Annotated in this window: 12 protein-coding genes; 9 read left to right on the forward strand and 3 right to left on the reverse strand. The window is 56.0% G+C overall.

Annotated features, from left to right (window positions below; translation table 11 throughout):
* The first annotated feature begins 44 nt into the window (after positions 1-44).
* The 3 genes from EGO56_RS09595 to EGO56_RS09605 are packed head-to-tail and all read left to right on the forward strand — an operon-like array spanning position 45 to position 4,143.
* Entirely contained in the window at positions 45-2,270 is a 2,226-nt protein-coding gene (locus tag EGO56_RS09595; RefSeq protein ID WP_135908756.1) for an ABC transporter permease, read from the forward strand.
* Positions 2,267-3,328: an ABC transporter ATP-binding protein gene (locus EGO56_RS09600; protein ID WP_135908758.1), complete on the forward strand. Its 1,062-nt coding sequence runs from the start codon at positions 2,267-2,269 to the stop codon at positions 3,326-3,328. The genes EGO56_RS09595 and EGO56_RS09600 overlap by 4 nt, the downstream gene beginning before the upstream one ends.
* A 23-nt stretch (positions 3,329-3,351) precedes the next feature.
* Positions 3,352-4,143 (forward strand): inositol monophosphatase family protein, encoded by a 792-nt coding sequence (locus EGO56_RS09605; RefSeq protein WP_135908760.1) that lies wholly within the window; start codon positions 3,352-3,354, stop codon positions 4,141-4,143.
* Positions 4,144-4,176: 33 nt separating this feature from the next.
* On the opposite strand, the gene EGO56_RS09610 is transcribed toward EGO56_RS09605, so the two are convergent.
* Positions 4,177-4,614 (reverse strand): GNAT family N-acetyltransferase, encoded by a 438-nt coding sequence (locus EGO56_RS09610; RefSeq protein WP_135908762.1) that lies wholly within the window; start codon positions 4,612-4,614, stop codon positions 4,177-4,179.
* Positions 4,615-4,794: 180 nt separating this feature from the next.
* On the opposite strand from EGO56_RS09610, the gene hipB reads away from it, so the two are divergent.
* The 6 genes from hipB to EGO56_RS09640 all read left to right on the forward strand — a co-directional run bounded on the left by hipB (position 4,795) and on the right by EGO56_RS09640 (position 11,197).
* Complete coding sequence (gene hipB, locus EGO56_RS09615) at positions 4,795-5,043, forward strand: type II toxin-antitoxin system antitoxin HipB (protein WP_135908764.1); 249 nt, start codon at positions 4,795-4,797, stop codon at positions 5,041-5,043.
* Positions 5,043-6,356: a type II toxin-antitoxin system HipA family toxin gene (locus EGO56_RS09620; RefSeq protein ID WP_135908766.1), complete on the forward strand. Its 1,314-nt coding sequence runs from the start codon at positions 5,043-5,045 to the stop codon at positions 6,354-6,356. Before hipB ends, EGO56_RS09620 begins: the two co-directional genes overlap by 1 nt.
* 104 nt (positions 6,357-6,460) lie before the next feature.
* Positions 6,461-6,667: a type II toxin-antitoxin system MqsA family antitoxin gene (locus tag EGO56_RS09625; RefSeq protein WP_013357880.1), complete on the forward strand. Its 207-nt coding sequence runs from the start codon at positions 6,461-6,463 to the stop codon at positions 6,665-6,667.
* Positions 6,668-6,894: 227 nt separating this feature from the next.
* A complete protein-coding gene (locus EGO56_RS09630; RefSeq protein WP_135908768.1) occupies positions 6,895-8,277 on the forward strand; it encodes a M24 family metallopeptidase in 1,383 nt (460 codons plus the stop codon).
* Positions 8,278-8,357: 80 nt separating this feature from the next.
* Positions 8,358-9,002, forward strand: a complete 645-nt coding sequence (locus tag EGO56_RS09635; protein ID WP_135908770.1) for a LysE family translocator — start codon at positions 8,358-8,360, stop codon at positions 9,000-9,002.
* Between the two features lie 149 nt (positions 9,003-9,151).
* Positions 9,152-11,197, forward strand: coding sequence for an FUSC family protein (locus EGO56_RS09640; RefSeq protein ID WP_135908772.1), 2,046 nt, complete (start codon positions 9,152-9,154; stop codon positions 11,195-11,197).
* A gap of 334 nt (positions 11,198-11,531) precedes the next feature.
* On the opposite strand, the gene EGO56_RS09645 is transcribed toward EGO56_RS09640, so the two are convergent.
* Positions 11,532-11,867 carry a gamma-glutamylcyclotransferase family protein gene (locus tag EGO56_RS09645; protein WP_135908773.1) on the reverse strand — a complete coding sequence of 112 codons (336 nt, stop codon included), beginning with the start codon at positions 11,865-11,867 and terminating at the stop codon, positions 11,532-11,534.
* Between the two features lie 974 nt (positions 11,868-12,841).
* Positions 12,842-13,402 (reverse strand): fimbrial protein, encoded by a 561-nt coding sequence (locus EGO56_RS09650; RefSeq protein ID WP_167493428.1) that lies wholly within the window; start codon positions 13,400-13,402, stop codon positions 12,842-12,844.
* Positions 13,403-13,417: the final 15 nt, after the last annotated feature.

Below are 13,417 nucleotides of genomic sequence, written 5' to 3' on the forward strand. Positions count from 1 at the left end.
GCGGTGGCGTAAGCCTGATGTCCGCTTCCTGATGGAGGTGATTTATGAATGCGCATAATCGTCGCTTAATCGGCGCGCTGCTGGCGGGTGCCGTCGCGCTGACGCTGCTGCCCTGGTATAGCCTGGAGCAGGGCGTCTTCAGTGGTGACTGGCTGTTCAGCTTCTGGGGCGATGAGAACAACGCACCAGCGCTGGGACAGCTCGCGTTGCACCGCTGGCTGGGCATCGCCGTGGCGCTGTGTCTGCTCTCGGCGGCCAGCGTCTTCCTGCCGCCAGGACGCACGCGCAGCACGCTGCTGCTGCTGTTCAGCGTGGCGGGCATCCTGTTTCTGGTGCTGGAAGGGCATGCCATTGGGTTTAGTGGCTGGAACTGGCTGTGGCTGGAGAACCTCTTTGGCCCGCTGGCGCAGGGGCAACCGGCGATGGGCGCGGGCGCACTGCTGCTGCTGACCGTTTTTCTGCTGATCTTCGCCTTTGCCCTGGCGGAGCGCGGCGTGCTGAAAGGCGATGCCTTTGTGGTGGCGTCGATTGTGCTGCTGGTGGCGCTGGTGACGACCTTTGTGCTCTATCCGGTGCTGAGCCTGTTTGTCGCCTCAGTGCAGGATAATGACGGCAGCTTTAAACCGGATGGACTGATTGCCAATATGCAGGACCCCGCCATCTGGAGCCTCGCCTGTTTCACCGGCGGCACCTGCGGCACAGCCTGGCGCACGCTGGGACTGGCGCTGATGACCGCCAGTGGTTCCACGCTGCTGGGCCTGGCGTTTGCGCTGGCGGCCACGCGCACGGCGCTGCCCTATAAAAAAGCGCTGCGGATGCTGACCATTCTGCCAATTATCACGCCGCCGTTTGTTATCGGTCTGGCGCTGATCCTGCTGTTTGGCCGCTCCGGCGTGGTGACAGCATCGCTGGCGACGCTGTTCGGCATCGAGCCGGGTCGCTGGCTCTATGGCATGACCGGCATCTGGATTGCCCAGGTGCTGTCGTTTACTCCCATTGCGTTTCTGGTGCTGATTGGCGTGGTTGAGGGGGTCAGTCCGTCACTGGAAGAGGCGTCGCAGACCCTGCGCGCCAGCCGCTGGCGCACCTTCTCCCGCATCTCGCTGCCGCTGATGGCGCCAGGTCTGGCCAACGCGTTCTTAATCAGCTTTATCGAAAGCATGGCCGATTTCGGTAACCCGATGGTGCTGGGCGGCAGTCACGGCGTGCTCTCAACGGAAATCTTCTTCTCCGTGGTCGGCGCACAGAACGACCCGAGCCGCGCGGCGGTGCTGGCGATGATCCTGCTGGGCTTTACCCTGACTGCGTTTCTGGTGCAGCGCGTCTGGCTCTCCGGCAAAAGCTTCGCCACCGTGACCGGCAAGGGCGACGGCGGCCGTCATGTGATGCTGCCGCGCCCGGTACGTTACAGCGTTTATGGCATGGTGATTCCGTGGGGACTCTTCACCCTGGTGATCTACGGCATGATCATGATTGGCGGCTTTGTGCAGTCGTGGGGTCTGAATAACAACCTGACGCTGGATCACTACATCCGCGCCTTCAGCATCAGCGTGAATCAGGGGCAGCTGGTGTGGAGTGGCGTCGCCTGGAACTCCTTCTGGACCACGCTGGAAATCGCCCTGATTGCCGCACCGCTCACTGCCATTGTGGGGCTGCTGACCGCCTGGCTGATCGTGCGGCAGAAGTTTGCCGGCCGTCAGACCTTTGAATTCATGCTGATGCTGAGCTTTGCCATTCCCGGCACGGTGATAGGTGTGAGCTATGTGATGGCCTATAACCTGCCGCCGCTGGAGATCACCGGCACCGCGATGATCCTGATCGCCTGTTTTGTCTTCCGTAATATGCCGGTCGGCGTGCGGGGCGGTATCGCAGCGATGAGCCAGCTGGATAAAAGCCTGGATGAAGCGTCTCTGACGCTGGGCGCCAACAGTTTCCGGACGCTGCGCAAAGTGGTGCTGCCGCTGCTCAAACCGGCGATCAGCGCCGCGCTGGTCTACGCCTTTGTGCGGGCGATTACCTCGATCAGCGCGGTGATTTTCCTGGTCAGTGCGCAGTACAACATGGCGACCTCGTACATTGTCGGGCTGGTGGAGAACGGAGAGTATGGCGTCGCGATTGCCTACTCCTCGGTACTGATCGTGGTGATGCTGCTGATCATTGGCCTGTTCCAGCTGCTGGTGGGCGAACGTCGCCTGCGCCGTGCAGCCCAACCGGCGGTGATCGTTGCCGCACCCTCTGTATCCACGCTGACTCAGGAGAGAGCCGTATGACGACCATTAACGCCGGATCGGTGGTGTTTGAACATGTCGCGAAGCGTTTTGCCGGTTTTACCGCGGTGCCGGATCTGTCGCTTACCGTAGAGCCGGGCACGCTGGTCACGCTGCTCGGGCCATCCGGCTGCGGCAAGACCACCACGCTGCGGCTGCTGGCCGGGCTGGAGCATCCCACCTCGGGGCGGATTCTGATTGGCGGCAAAGAGGTGACCCATCTGCCCGCCAACGAGCGCGACGTGGCGATGGTGTTTCAGTCCTACGCGCTGTTTCCGCATATGAACGCCCTCGACAACATTCTTTACGGGCTGTTATCCGGGGGCATGAATAAACGCGAGGCGCAGGACAGGGCGCGCGAAGGGCTGAAGCTGGTGGGACTGGAGAGTCAGGGCCAGCGGCTGCCGTCCGAACTGTCTGGCGGACAGCAGCAGCGTATTGCGGTGGCGCGTGCGCTGGTGCTGGAACCGCAGGTGCTGCTGCTCGATGAGCCGCTGTCGAACCTTGATGAGCGTCTGCGCCGGCGGGTGCGCACTGACATTCGTGATCTGCAGCAGCGGCTCGGGTTCACTGCCGTCTACGTGACCCATGACCAGGAGGAGGCGCTGGCGGTCTCCGATAAGATTATTGTCATGAAAGAGGGGGATATTGCCCAGCAGGGTGCGCCGGAGACGCTTTACCACTCGCCCAACTCGGTCTTTATCGCAGACTTTATGGGAGAGGCGAACATTCTGCCCTGTGAAGTAGAACAGGCCGATGCGGATGACGCGCTGGTTCGTCTGGGAAATCAGCGCTTCCGGGTGCGGGGTGCCGGTGCAAAAACCGGCAGTGCCCAGCTGGCGGTGCGACCGCAGTTTATTACGCTGTCCGGCGACGGTCAGGGCGCGTTGCAGGGTGAAGTGATCCACAGCACCTGGCTGGGCGATCATATCGAATATGAAGTCGCTACCGAGGTGGGCGCGCTGTTCATTATCGATCCACAAATGGAACAGCGTCTGCCGCTCGCCGCCACGGTTGGCGTCAACTTTAAGCCGCAGGGTTTAGCCCTGATTGCCCGTTAATCTGATTAATCCGAGGAGTTCGCATGGAATCGCAGGAAATATTGGCGCGACTGGCGTTAGCGGAAGCCGTGGCACGCGAAGGTGGCGCGACCGCGCTATCTTACTTCAACCGCCGCGACACGCTGGTGGTAGAGACTAAGTACGATTTGCAGGATGTGGTGTCGATAGCCGACCGTGACGTCGAGCAGCTGATCGCCAGCCGCATCCGGCATGCGTTTCCCGATGATGGCTTTCTTGGCGAGGAGACGGGACTGCAGGCGGGAACCTCTGATTACACCTGGGTGGTCGATCCCATCGATGGCACCAGCCCGTTTCTCAATGGAATGCCAAACTGGTGTGTTTCTGTTGCGGTGCTGCGTGACGATGTGCCGGTCATCGGGGTGATTTTTGCGCCCACCTATGAGGAGTGCTATGTGGCGGCACTGGGGCAGGGCGCGACGCTGAACGGGCGTCGTCTGCAGGTCGATCCTGCGCGCACGCTGCAAAACCACGTCACGGGTTTTGGTGCTAACAGCTATGTCAGTCCGCAGCAGGTGGGCGAGATTGTGGCGGCGCTGCTGTCGGCGGGTGGTAACTTCATCCGCATCGGCTCCGGCGCGCTGATGCTTGCCTGGGTGGCGGCTGGTCGGGTCGTGGGTTACTACGAACCCTATATGCACGCCTGGGATTGCCTGGCGGGTTACTGCCTGGTGAAAGAGGCAGGCGGCTGGTACCACCCGTTTAACATTGAAGGCGACCGCATCACTAAAGGGGCGCAGGTGCTTGCTGTGGCACCCGGCGCCGAAGCGGACCTCCGGCGCATTGCTGGTTTGTAGCTCAGTGACCCTGTCACGTTGACTGTTCCAGGGTCAGCGTGATTCCGCAGGTCGTAGCGTTTTCGTCAGATAGTGGCGCTGCATTCCGTCCTGCGGAAAATCGGGCAGGGACATCTGCTGCTGATAACCCTGTTTCTGATAAAACGGCAGCGCCTGAAAACTGAAGGTATCCACCAGCGCAAACAGACAGCCCAGTTTAACTGCTTCCTGTTCCGCCGCTTCCGACAGCGCACGACCCAGACCACTGCCACGCAGCGTTTCATCCACCCAGAGATAATCAATGCAGAGCCAGTTTCCTTTGCGCGAGGCGATCAATCCACCCCGTAATATACCTTCTGCATCCCGGTGAGAAACCGACAGCGGGCCCCAGTTCTCCCGACTGATAAATTGCCGGTTGTAAGCCCCTAATCCTGCCAGTAACTCTTCCCAATCGTCGTCGTTTTGCTGATGGGTAAGGGTAAATGTGCTCATCCTGTTCCTCTGCTAGCCATGTATTGTCTTTATCCCTTATAAAGGATAATTACGGCATTATCCTCTATGGGGTATAATTTGCATATTATCCTCTGTAGGGTATAGAATGCGCTTTATACCCTGCCGAGGATAACCCCTCTGCGCTATGCTTACAGCCTGTGATCCTGAAGGAGTCACCCCATGATATACAGCCCGCTACAGCTGGCAAACCGGCTAAAGCTTATCCGCCAGCGCAATGGCTGGACCCAGAGTGAACTGGCAAAAAAGGTGGGCCTGAAACAGGCCACCATCTCTCACTTTGAAAATTCGCCTGACAGTACTTCGCTGGCCACGCTGTTTAAGCTTTTACAGGCGCTGGAAGTGAGTCTGGACGTAGTGGAAAAAGAGGAGGCCAGTGCGTCTCAGTTGCATGATGAGGATGAATGGTAATGCAAAGGCTGAATGCGTGGATGAACGGTGAGCGGGTAGGCGTGCTTACCCGGCAGCGGAATGGCGCTCATGAGTTTCAGTATGACACCGGCTGGCTGAGTAACCCGCTCTCCAGGCCGCTGTCACTTTCTCTGCCGTTGCAGGTTAAGGCGATTACCTCACACGCCGTAATTAACTTCTTCGATAACCTGCTGCCGGATAGCCCGTTGATTCGTGACAGGATCGTGGCGCGTTACCAGATTAAATCCCGTCAGCCGTTTGACCTGTTGCAGGAAGTGGGACGTGACAGCGTCGGGGCGACCATGCTGTTGCCGCCCGATATGCCGCTGCCCGCACTGCAGGCTCGCTATGAGGTGCTGGATGAAGCCCGGCTCGAGAGCGTGCTGTCAGCCTATCAGTCCGATATCCCGCTGGGGATGCTGCGTGAAGAGACCGACTTCCGCATTTCGGTGGCGGGCGCACAGGAGAAAACGGCGCTGCTGCTGACCGAAGAGGGCTGGAGCATTCCTGCCGGCGCCACGCCCACCTCGCACATTATCAAGCTGCCAATCGGTGAGATTAAACAACCAGCCGCGACGCTGGATATGCGTGAAAGCGTAGAGAACGAATATCTTTGTCTGGCGCTGGCCCGCGCACTGGGTATTGATGTGCCGCAGGCGACGATTATCCGGGCCGGTAAGATGCGCGCCCTGGCCGTTGAGCGCTTTGACCGCCGCTGGTCGCGCGACCGGACCCGGCTGATTCGTCTGCCACAGGAGGATTTCTGTCAGGCGCTGGGGCTGCCATCCTCGACTAAATATGAGTCGGACGGCGGGCCGGGCATCGCAGAAATAATGCAGATACTGATGGGATCGAGCAATGCCATCGAGGATCGCTATCGCTTTATGATGTTCCAGGTGTTTCAGTGGCTGACGGGCGCAACCGATGGTCACGCTAAAAACTTCTCGCTGTTTATCGAGCGCGGCGGCAGTTATCGACTGACACCCTTTTATGATGTGATCTCCGCTTATCCGGTGCTGGGTGGTACCGGCCTGAACAGGCGTGCACTCAAACTGGCGATGGGGCTGCGTGCCACTAAGGGAAAGAAGACAGAAATCGACAAAATCTTTCCGCGCCATTTTATCGCCACGGCGAAGCAGGTGAATTTTGATCGTGACAGCCTGCAGCAGATCTTTGACTTCTTCGTCCGTGAGTTTCCAAAGGCGGTAGTCTCAGTGCGCGAGGCCTTACCGGCCGATTTCCCGCAGCACATCGCGGATGCAATCTTCAGCCATTCACTGATTATGCTGGAACGGTTACGGCATAACGATTGATGGCGGGTATGAGCTGGCACTATCCTGAAAAGCCCTTTGACCACTCTCTGGCAAACCGCCTGTCAGCTATGATTATCTGACAGGCTTATCAAGGGAGTAAGGGTATGAAGTGTCCGGGATGTGAAGGAGAGGCGTTTGTTTACGCCACGCGTGACGTCAGTCTTAATACGGGTAATCCCGATGACGTCGTGCCGGATGTGAAGGGCGATCACTGTATTCGCTGTGGCGCGGTGATTATGAACGCCGGAACGTCGGAGTTGTACCCCGAAAAGGCGGAAGCGCTGGAGAATGCAGGCGTGCCTGTTAAATGATACAAAGAGCCCGCTTAATGCGGGCTTTCGTTATGTTGTTCCACGCAGCGGCACGTCACCAATAAAAAAGCCTGCACAAGGCAGGCAAAATCGTTACAAGGGAATGTCCATCTTTTGATAACACGCAACGAGTAAGTTGTGTGATGGTTGCACCGTACAGGAGAAACATTAGGTTTACCCTGGGAACGGAAATCACAATCACATCAATCTGGCTGCTGGAGTGCGTTATGGATGCCAATCGCTATGCCCTGAAAATAATCCCTTCACCGCCGACTTTTCCCGGTGCCGCCAGCCCGATAATGTCTGATGACACACTGCATCGCCGTCTGGCTGCCATTATTCAGCGGATGCAGCAGCAGCAGATTACGCAGCTGATTATCTATGCCGACAAAGAGCACGGCAGTAACTTTGAGTATCTGGCGGGATTTATTCCGCGTTTTGAGGAGGCGCTGCTGGTGGTGAATCAGCAGGGCGGGCTTACCTATATCATGGGCAATGAGAACCTCAAGCTGGTGCCTTTTGCCCGCAATCCGGGACGCTGTCTGCATGCGCCGGTGTTTTCGTTGCCCAATCAGCCAATGCATGGGGATCAGCCGCTGGATCAGCTGTTGACAGAAGCAGGCATTAAGGCGGGTGAACGCACCGGACTGGTGGGCTGGAAGCTGTTTACCGGCAGTCAGCATGAGTTGTTTGATCTCCCGCAGTTCGTTTATACCGCAGCGGCTCAGGCGACGGGTGGCGATGTGCATCTGGTTAACGCCACCGGATTGTTTATCTCGCCAGATCACGGTGCGCGTTGTGTTAACTGCGCCGATGAAGTCGCCTTTTATGAGGCTGGCGCCAATCTGGCGTCAACCGCGATGCTGGCTGCGCTGGATAGCGTTGCGCCGGGCGTCACAGAGAAGGCGTTGGGCGCACGGCTGAATGCAGAAGGGCAGTCAAACAGCGTCGTCACTATCGCCGCAACGGGCGATCGTTTCGCCCATGCCCGGCTCTATCCGTCAGACAAACAGATTTCAACTGGCGACAAACTCTCACTGACGGTCGGCTACAAAGGCGGCCTGACCAGCCGCTCTGCGTATGTCGTCAGCGAGGCCTCTGAGTTACAGTGTAACGTTTCTGACTGGTTAACCCGGCTGGCCATTCCTTATTATCACGCGGTCGTCAGCTGGCTGGAGCAGTTGCGGATCGGGATCACCGGCGGCGAACTCTATACGCTTATCGAAACGGTATTGCCCAAAGCGCAGTATGGCTGGCATCTCAATCCGGGGCATCTGGTGGCTGACGAAGAGTGGCTGAGCTCGCCCATCTATCCCGATTCTGCGGTGACCCTGAAGAGCGGAATGCTGCTGCAGATTGATATCATCCCATCGGTACCGGGTTATGGTGGCTGCAGTATCGAAGATACGGTCGGACTGGCAGATGCGGCATTGCGTAATGAGCTGGCGAGCCGTTTTCCGGAAGTCTGGCAGCGTATGACCCGCCGCAGAGACTATCTGACCGACGTACTGAAAATCCGGTTGCCGGAGGAGGTGATTTTGCTCTCGAACACGGTAGGGTATCTGCGCCCTTTCTTGCTGGATAAGCAGCGTGCGCTGGTGCGGCAGTAAGGTATTGATTCGCTCTGGACAATGCTGTCTGGCCTGATAAGTTAATTAAATCGTAAATCTGCCTGTTCTCAGGAGTATTGATGCTGGATATTGTGCATTTTCCGCTGTTCGTCGCGTCGGTCGTGCTGCTTTGTGTTACGCCTGGTCCTGATCTCGCCTATATCATCGGTCAGAGTATGGTCAGGGGACGACGCGCCGGGATCCTTTCGGCGACCGGCGTGGCATTGGGCAGTTGTACGCATGCTATTGCCAGTGCACTGGGTTTAATAGCGCTCATTGCGGCTTCACCGCTGCTGTTCACGGTCATTAAATATATCGGCGCGGCCTACCTTATCTATCTTGGCGCTAAAATGATGCTATCAACCTTTGGCGTCAGTAACGAGCGCCCGCTGGACGTTCAGAGCAATATGGCTGAGGTCGAAACCCGACGGTTGATGCTGCGCGGTTTCATTACTTCAATAACCAATCCCAAAGTATTGCTGTTTTTCATCGCGTTCTTTCCTCAGTTTGTGGTGATTGAGGGCGACCATCATGTGATCTCATTTCTGGTGCTGGGAATGGTCTATGCGTTGATTGGCGTCATGATTGATGTGTTGTTTGCCATTCTGGCCGGCGGTGCTGCAGGTGCTGTGGCAAAAAATCAAACGCTGCGAAAAATGCTGGATCGCGTCGTGGGTGCCACCTTTATCGGGTTGGGAATTCGCCTTGCATTGACACGGCGCTAAGGCAGTTGCGTGCTTAACAGAATCGCACACTCATCTCTTGTTACCGGCCGCCTCAGGCCGGTAATAATTTGTAAAATTTAACTGAGAGTAAAACGCAGGCGCTTCTGTCAGGATACGCGCCTAAGAAAGTTCCTGGTTGCTCTCATTCGATGAAATGGTTTACCAAAAACGCGGTTTTGTTTGCCTGCAAAACCTCCCTTGCCGCGTTTATCGCACTCTCTGTGGCGCTGTTACTTAACTTCGAAAAACCGGCCTGGGCGCTGACCACCGTGTTTGTCACTTCACAACTCTATGCCGCCTCGACCGTCTCGAAATCGCTGTTTCGTCTGATGGGCACGCTGCTCGGCGGCATCTTTATTCTGCTGATCTATCCTGAAACCGTGCAGTCGCCAGTGCTGTTCAGCCTCTGTGTGTCGCTATGGGTGACGGTCTGCCTGTATCTTTCTCTGCATGACCGCACGCCGAAGAGTTACGTCTTTATGCTGGCGGGTTACAGCGCGGCGATTATGGGCTTTCCTGACGTGGATACGCCGTCGGCGATCATCAATACCGTGATTTCACGTATTGAGGAGATCACGCTGGGGATCCTCTGCAGCACGCTGGTTCACCGGCTGGTGTTCCCGGTGTCGATGCACCATCTGCTGGGGCAGAGCGTCAATCTCTGGTTTCAGAACGCGCGCAAACTCTGTGATGAATTGATCAGCGGGATGGCAAAGAACAAATCGCTGGAGCGGGAAGATATCCTGATTCAGATGGCGGGCTATCCGCTGAACGTTGAAACGCTGCTGACCCACTGCGTCTATGAAGGCGAAGCGGCGCGTAATGTCATTCGTCTGGTCAGCGTGCAGTATCAGCATCTGACCTATCTGCTGCCGACCCTGACCGCGATTGAGTCACGGCTGGGCGTGCTGGCCGAACTGAATATCCGTTTTCCACAGTGCGTCACCGACGTGTTTCAGGAATTTCTGCTGTGGCTGCATCATGACCGGATAAACGATATCGCCGGACTGCGTGAGGCGATTGCCGCCAGTCAGACTACCCTGGAAAATCAATGGCGGGCAGGGCAGCTGGCCACCGAAGAGAGCCTGCTGCTGATTGGCCTGCTCGAGCGGCTGGCCAACTTTGTCCGTATTGCCGATGCCTTTGAGAATGTCAGTGCGCGCGCCGGGGATCTCTATAGCCACGGGGATGGGGCTGCGATCCGCAATATCCGGGAACACCGGCACATCGACAAGGGGCTGCTCAGGCTCTCTGCGCTGACCGCTTTTCTGGCGACCTTTCTCTCCAGTCTGTTCTGGATTGGCAGCGGCTGGGCTGACGGTGCAAATGCGCCTCTGATGGCGGCGATCATCAGTTCATTCTTTGCCGGTGTTGATTCCCCGGTAACCCCCATGAAACTGTTCGTAAAAGGGGTGATGGTTGCGCTGGTGGTCAGTCTGTTCTATATCGCTTTCCTGATCCCGCAGGCCAATACTTTGCAGGCGCTGATGATCTGTCTGCTGCCGGGTCTGATGCTGCTGAGTCTGATCATCGCTAATCCGGCGACCAATATGGTGGGGCTGAGTGTCGCCATTCAGATCCCTGGCTTTATCGGCCTGAGCCATCACTATGTCCCGAATCTGATCGTCACTCTGAATGCAGCCATCTCATCGATGGTGGGGATTATGTTTGCGGTGGTGCTGACGGCGCTGATCCGTAACAAACGACCGTCCTGGATTGCCAGAAGAGCGGTGCAGCGCGGACTGCGCGATCTGTTAGGGTTTATCAAAATGGTGGAGCGCAATTCCGCCACGCTGCTGTCACGCCAGCAGTTTATTGCGCGGATGCTCGACAGGGTGAACGTGATTCTGCCGCGCAAACGGCTCGATCCGGTGCCGGATATTGTGGTGGGGGGCTATCTGATTACTGAAACCTGGCTGGGTGCGAACTGTTATGATTTTTACGCACGTCATCGAGAGGTGCTGGAAGGGCATCGGATTGAGAGTGGACAGATGTTTCACGAGCTGGCGCTCTATCTGAAACGCAAGATGAAGTCGCTACAGCTAACGCCACATCAGGATTTGCTGGATGAACTGGACCTGTTACTGCTGCGGCTGGAGCCGATTGCGCGACAGGAGAGTGTTGCAGTCGCACCGTTAATCCATCTGTTTAATATTCGGGTTTCACTGTTTCCACATCAGCGCTGGCCGGAATGAAGCGTAGAAGAGTCGCTGGTGGCGTAGAGAGAGACGTGAACAGCGACCGGAAGATATAAAGGAAGTGTATTTTAGTTACATCATACAATAGCTCTTTATTTAAAAAAGAGCAGGCATAGTGCCTGTTTATCTGGTCTGTCAGTAGAAAAGGCAGGGCTGAGGGGAAAAGCAGAGATAACGGAGCGGTGAGTTAACCTGGCATTATACCGATTTAAAATCAGTGTGTTGCATACTATTTACTGTCAGACAGCGACAGACACACCCCAGCTCAGACGCGCATCCCGCTGCGCCTGAAGCCAGTAATAAGAACAGGGCGCACGCATCTTTGAGCGGGCTAACTGTTTCCCTGTGGCTGGAGCTGATAAATCCACGCGGTGTAATGCTGATTATCCCCGGCAGAGACGCGAACTTCGACGCGATCATAGCCATCTTCAAACGCATCCAGCATCGGCCAGTGCGCATCCAACTGGTCAGAGACAAACAGATAGCCCGGCACATCGGGGCCATGCTCATCCAGAACGATGCCCGGGAAATCCGCCGCCGCACCCCAGCCACGCTCGTAAAAGGTTCCGTTCACCGAACCGGCCAGCCATTGTCCGCCAATGTTTTCCAGGATATGGGCATTCTCGCGGCCCGGACAGAGCGTGCCGTAAACAAATAAGCGTTTCATTTTCTTTCATCATGGAATCCGTCGAAGCCCGCAACTTTAACGTGCCTGAAATCAGATGTCATGTAGCTGTAGGGATTTCCTGAAATCAGGCGAGAGGCTATGGTTAAGATGATGGGCTGTCGTTAATTCTGCGGTCCATGAGCCACGCGGGCGTCTCAGAATTCACGTAGCGTTGCCATTTTGCGGGCAGTAATCTGTTGATGTGTCCTGAAAGCCAGAGTGCGTAAAAGAAAGGGATGGCGATTGTCGGGGAGCGAGGCTGGAACCAGAAGCGACAGGATAACAACGTTTTCTTTGCCAGACGTTAACGCCAGCAAAGTGCAGCGAGCTGTGAAGATCGTTTTGCCTGGGAATGTGAAGCCATAACTTCATTGTAATAACACAAAGCTCAGGGATGACGTCATCATGGAAACCTGGGGCGCAGACTCAGCAGTGAAATGATCGCCGTATTGACGTTGCGACCGGATAGAGTGGCGATAGTGCTGCGGAGTGATCAGGTGTAGCCCTGAAATAGTCATAATACAAAAAGGGACGTATTGCTTTCAGGACATGAAGGGAAACCTGATAATGACAGCGGCCCATAAACAATCCAGAATGTCAGCCGTGTTTGATGAAAGAGATAAGTTGGGTGGTAAAGCGGATCCAGCCGTCAGAATCCAGCCATTTTCGGGATGTCCGGGCATCATAATCAGGTACGCACTAAAGATCGCATAATGTATATTATGTTAAATAAGGTATTAGGTTATCCGTTTTATCCTCGTTCTTCTGTGTTCTTCTGTTCCCTGCCGGATGTTATTACGATCGTTATAAACCTGAGTGCGTCCACTGATAGCGATGCTCATCACTATCACACTGTTCTGATCAATCACTCTGACTAACATCCGTTACCCTTTTTAATCAGGCCCGACATAAGCGTGTATATCGTCGAGTCAGAACCCGAGCAAACGCCATCCCTGCGGTCTGAAAATTCCGCATCAATAATAAGTCAGCGTAAATTGCGTCGCGGCATTCGCCTCACCCGGCTTTGCGTTATTTTCACCAGTCGAGACATAATCAGCCCAGAAATCCAGCGTGCCATTACCGTTGGTATCAATTACCGCTGACGGTGTATCCGCGCCCATCGGTATACGATTATGCTGGCTGTCCAGAATCTCAATCGCGACACCAGAAGCGGCATTCTCATCTTTGCCATCAACTGCAAGCAGCGTTGAGTCAGTCGTGTCTTTAGTACCGGTGAACGTCAGTTTTGCAGAGTCAGCTGTACATCCGGTCAGATGAATAGTAAACGGCACGGCTTTGGTTGTCTGCCCCGCTTTGACCAGCTGCTTTGTCTGCCATTCGCCAAGGTAAACCGGTTTATTGACGTCAACCGGATCGACCGTACAACCAACCGCGACTACGGTTGCCGAAAGATGAATATTAATCTGTGCCAGCGCATCTGCGGCGACCGTCTGAGAGGGTTGAAAAAAGAACAGTGCAAATGCACTGGCCAGCAGTGTCGCTTTTGGCACTACGCGATGACCTGACTGATTCATGATCATTCCCTTCCC

This window comes from Pantoea vagans (assembly GCF_004792415.1).
GTDB classification, from domain to species: Bacteria; Pseudomonadota; Gammaproteobacteria; order Enterobacterales; family Enterobacteriaceae; genus Pantoea; species Pantoea vagans.

Coding starts and splice junctions, on each gene's coding strand:
- EGO56_RS09595 (WP_135908756.1), top strand. CDS start 45: ATGAATGCGCATAATCGTCGCTTAATCGGCGCGCTGCTGGCGGGTGCC.
- EGO56_RS09600 (WP_135908758.1), top strand. CDS start 2,267: ATGACGACCATTAACGCCGGATCGGTGGTGTTTGAACATGTCGCGAAG.
- EGO56_RS09605 (WP_135908760.1), top strand. CDS start 3,352: ATGGAATCGCAGGAAATATTGGCGCGACTGGCGTTAGCGGAAGCCGTG.
- EGO56_RS09610 (WP_135908762.1), bottom strand. CDS start 4,614: ATGAGCACATTTACCCTTACCCATCAGCAAAACGACGACGATTGGGAA.
- hipB (WP_135908764.1), top strand. CDS start 4,795: ATGATATACAGCCCGCTACAGCTGGCAAACCGGCTAAAGCTTATCCGC.
- EGO56_RS09620 (WP_135908766.1), top strand. CDS start 5,043: ATGCAAAGGCTGAATGCGTGGATGAACGGTGAGCGGGTAGGCGTGCTT.
- EGO56_RS09625 (WP_013357880.1), top strand. CDS start 6,461: ATGAAGTGTCCGGGATGTGAAGGAGAGGCGTTTGTTTACGCCACGCGT.
- EGO56_RS09630 (WP_135908768.1), top strand. CDS start 6,895: ATGGATGCCAATCGCTATGCCCTGAAAATAATCCCTTCACCGCCGACT.
- EGO56_RS09635 (WP_135908770.1), top strand. CDS start 8,358: ATGCTGGATATTGTGCATTTTCCGCTGTTCGTCGCGTCGGTCGTGCTG.
- EGO56_RS09640 (WP_135908772.1), top strand. CDS start 9,152: ATGAAATGGTTTACCAAAAACGCGGTTTTGTTTGCCTGCAAAACCTCC.
- EGO56_RS09645 (WP_135908773.1), bottom strand. CDS start 11,867: ATGAAACGCTTATTTGTTTACGGCACGCTCTGTCCGGGCCGCGAGAAT.
- EGO56_RS09650 (WP_167493428.1), bottom strand. CDS start 13,402: ATGAATCAGTCAGGTCATCGCGTAGTGCCAAAAGCGACACTGCTGGCC.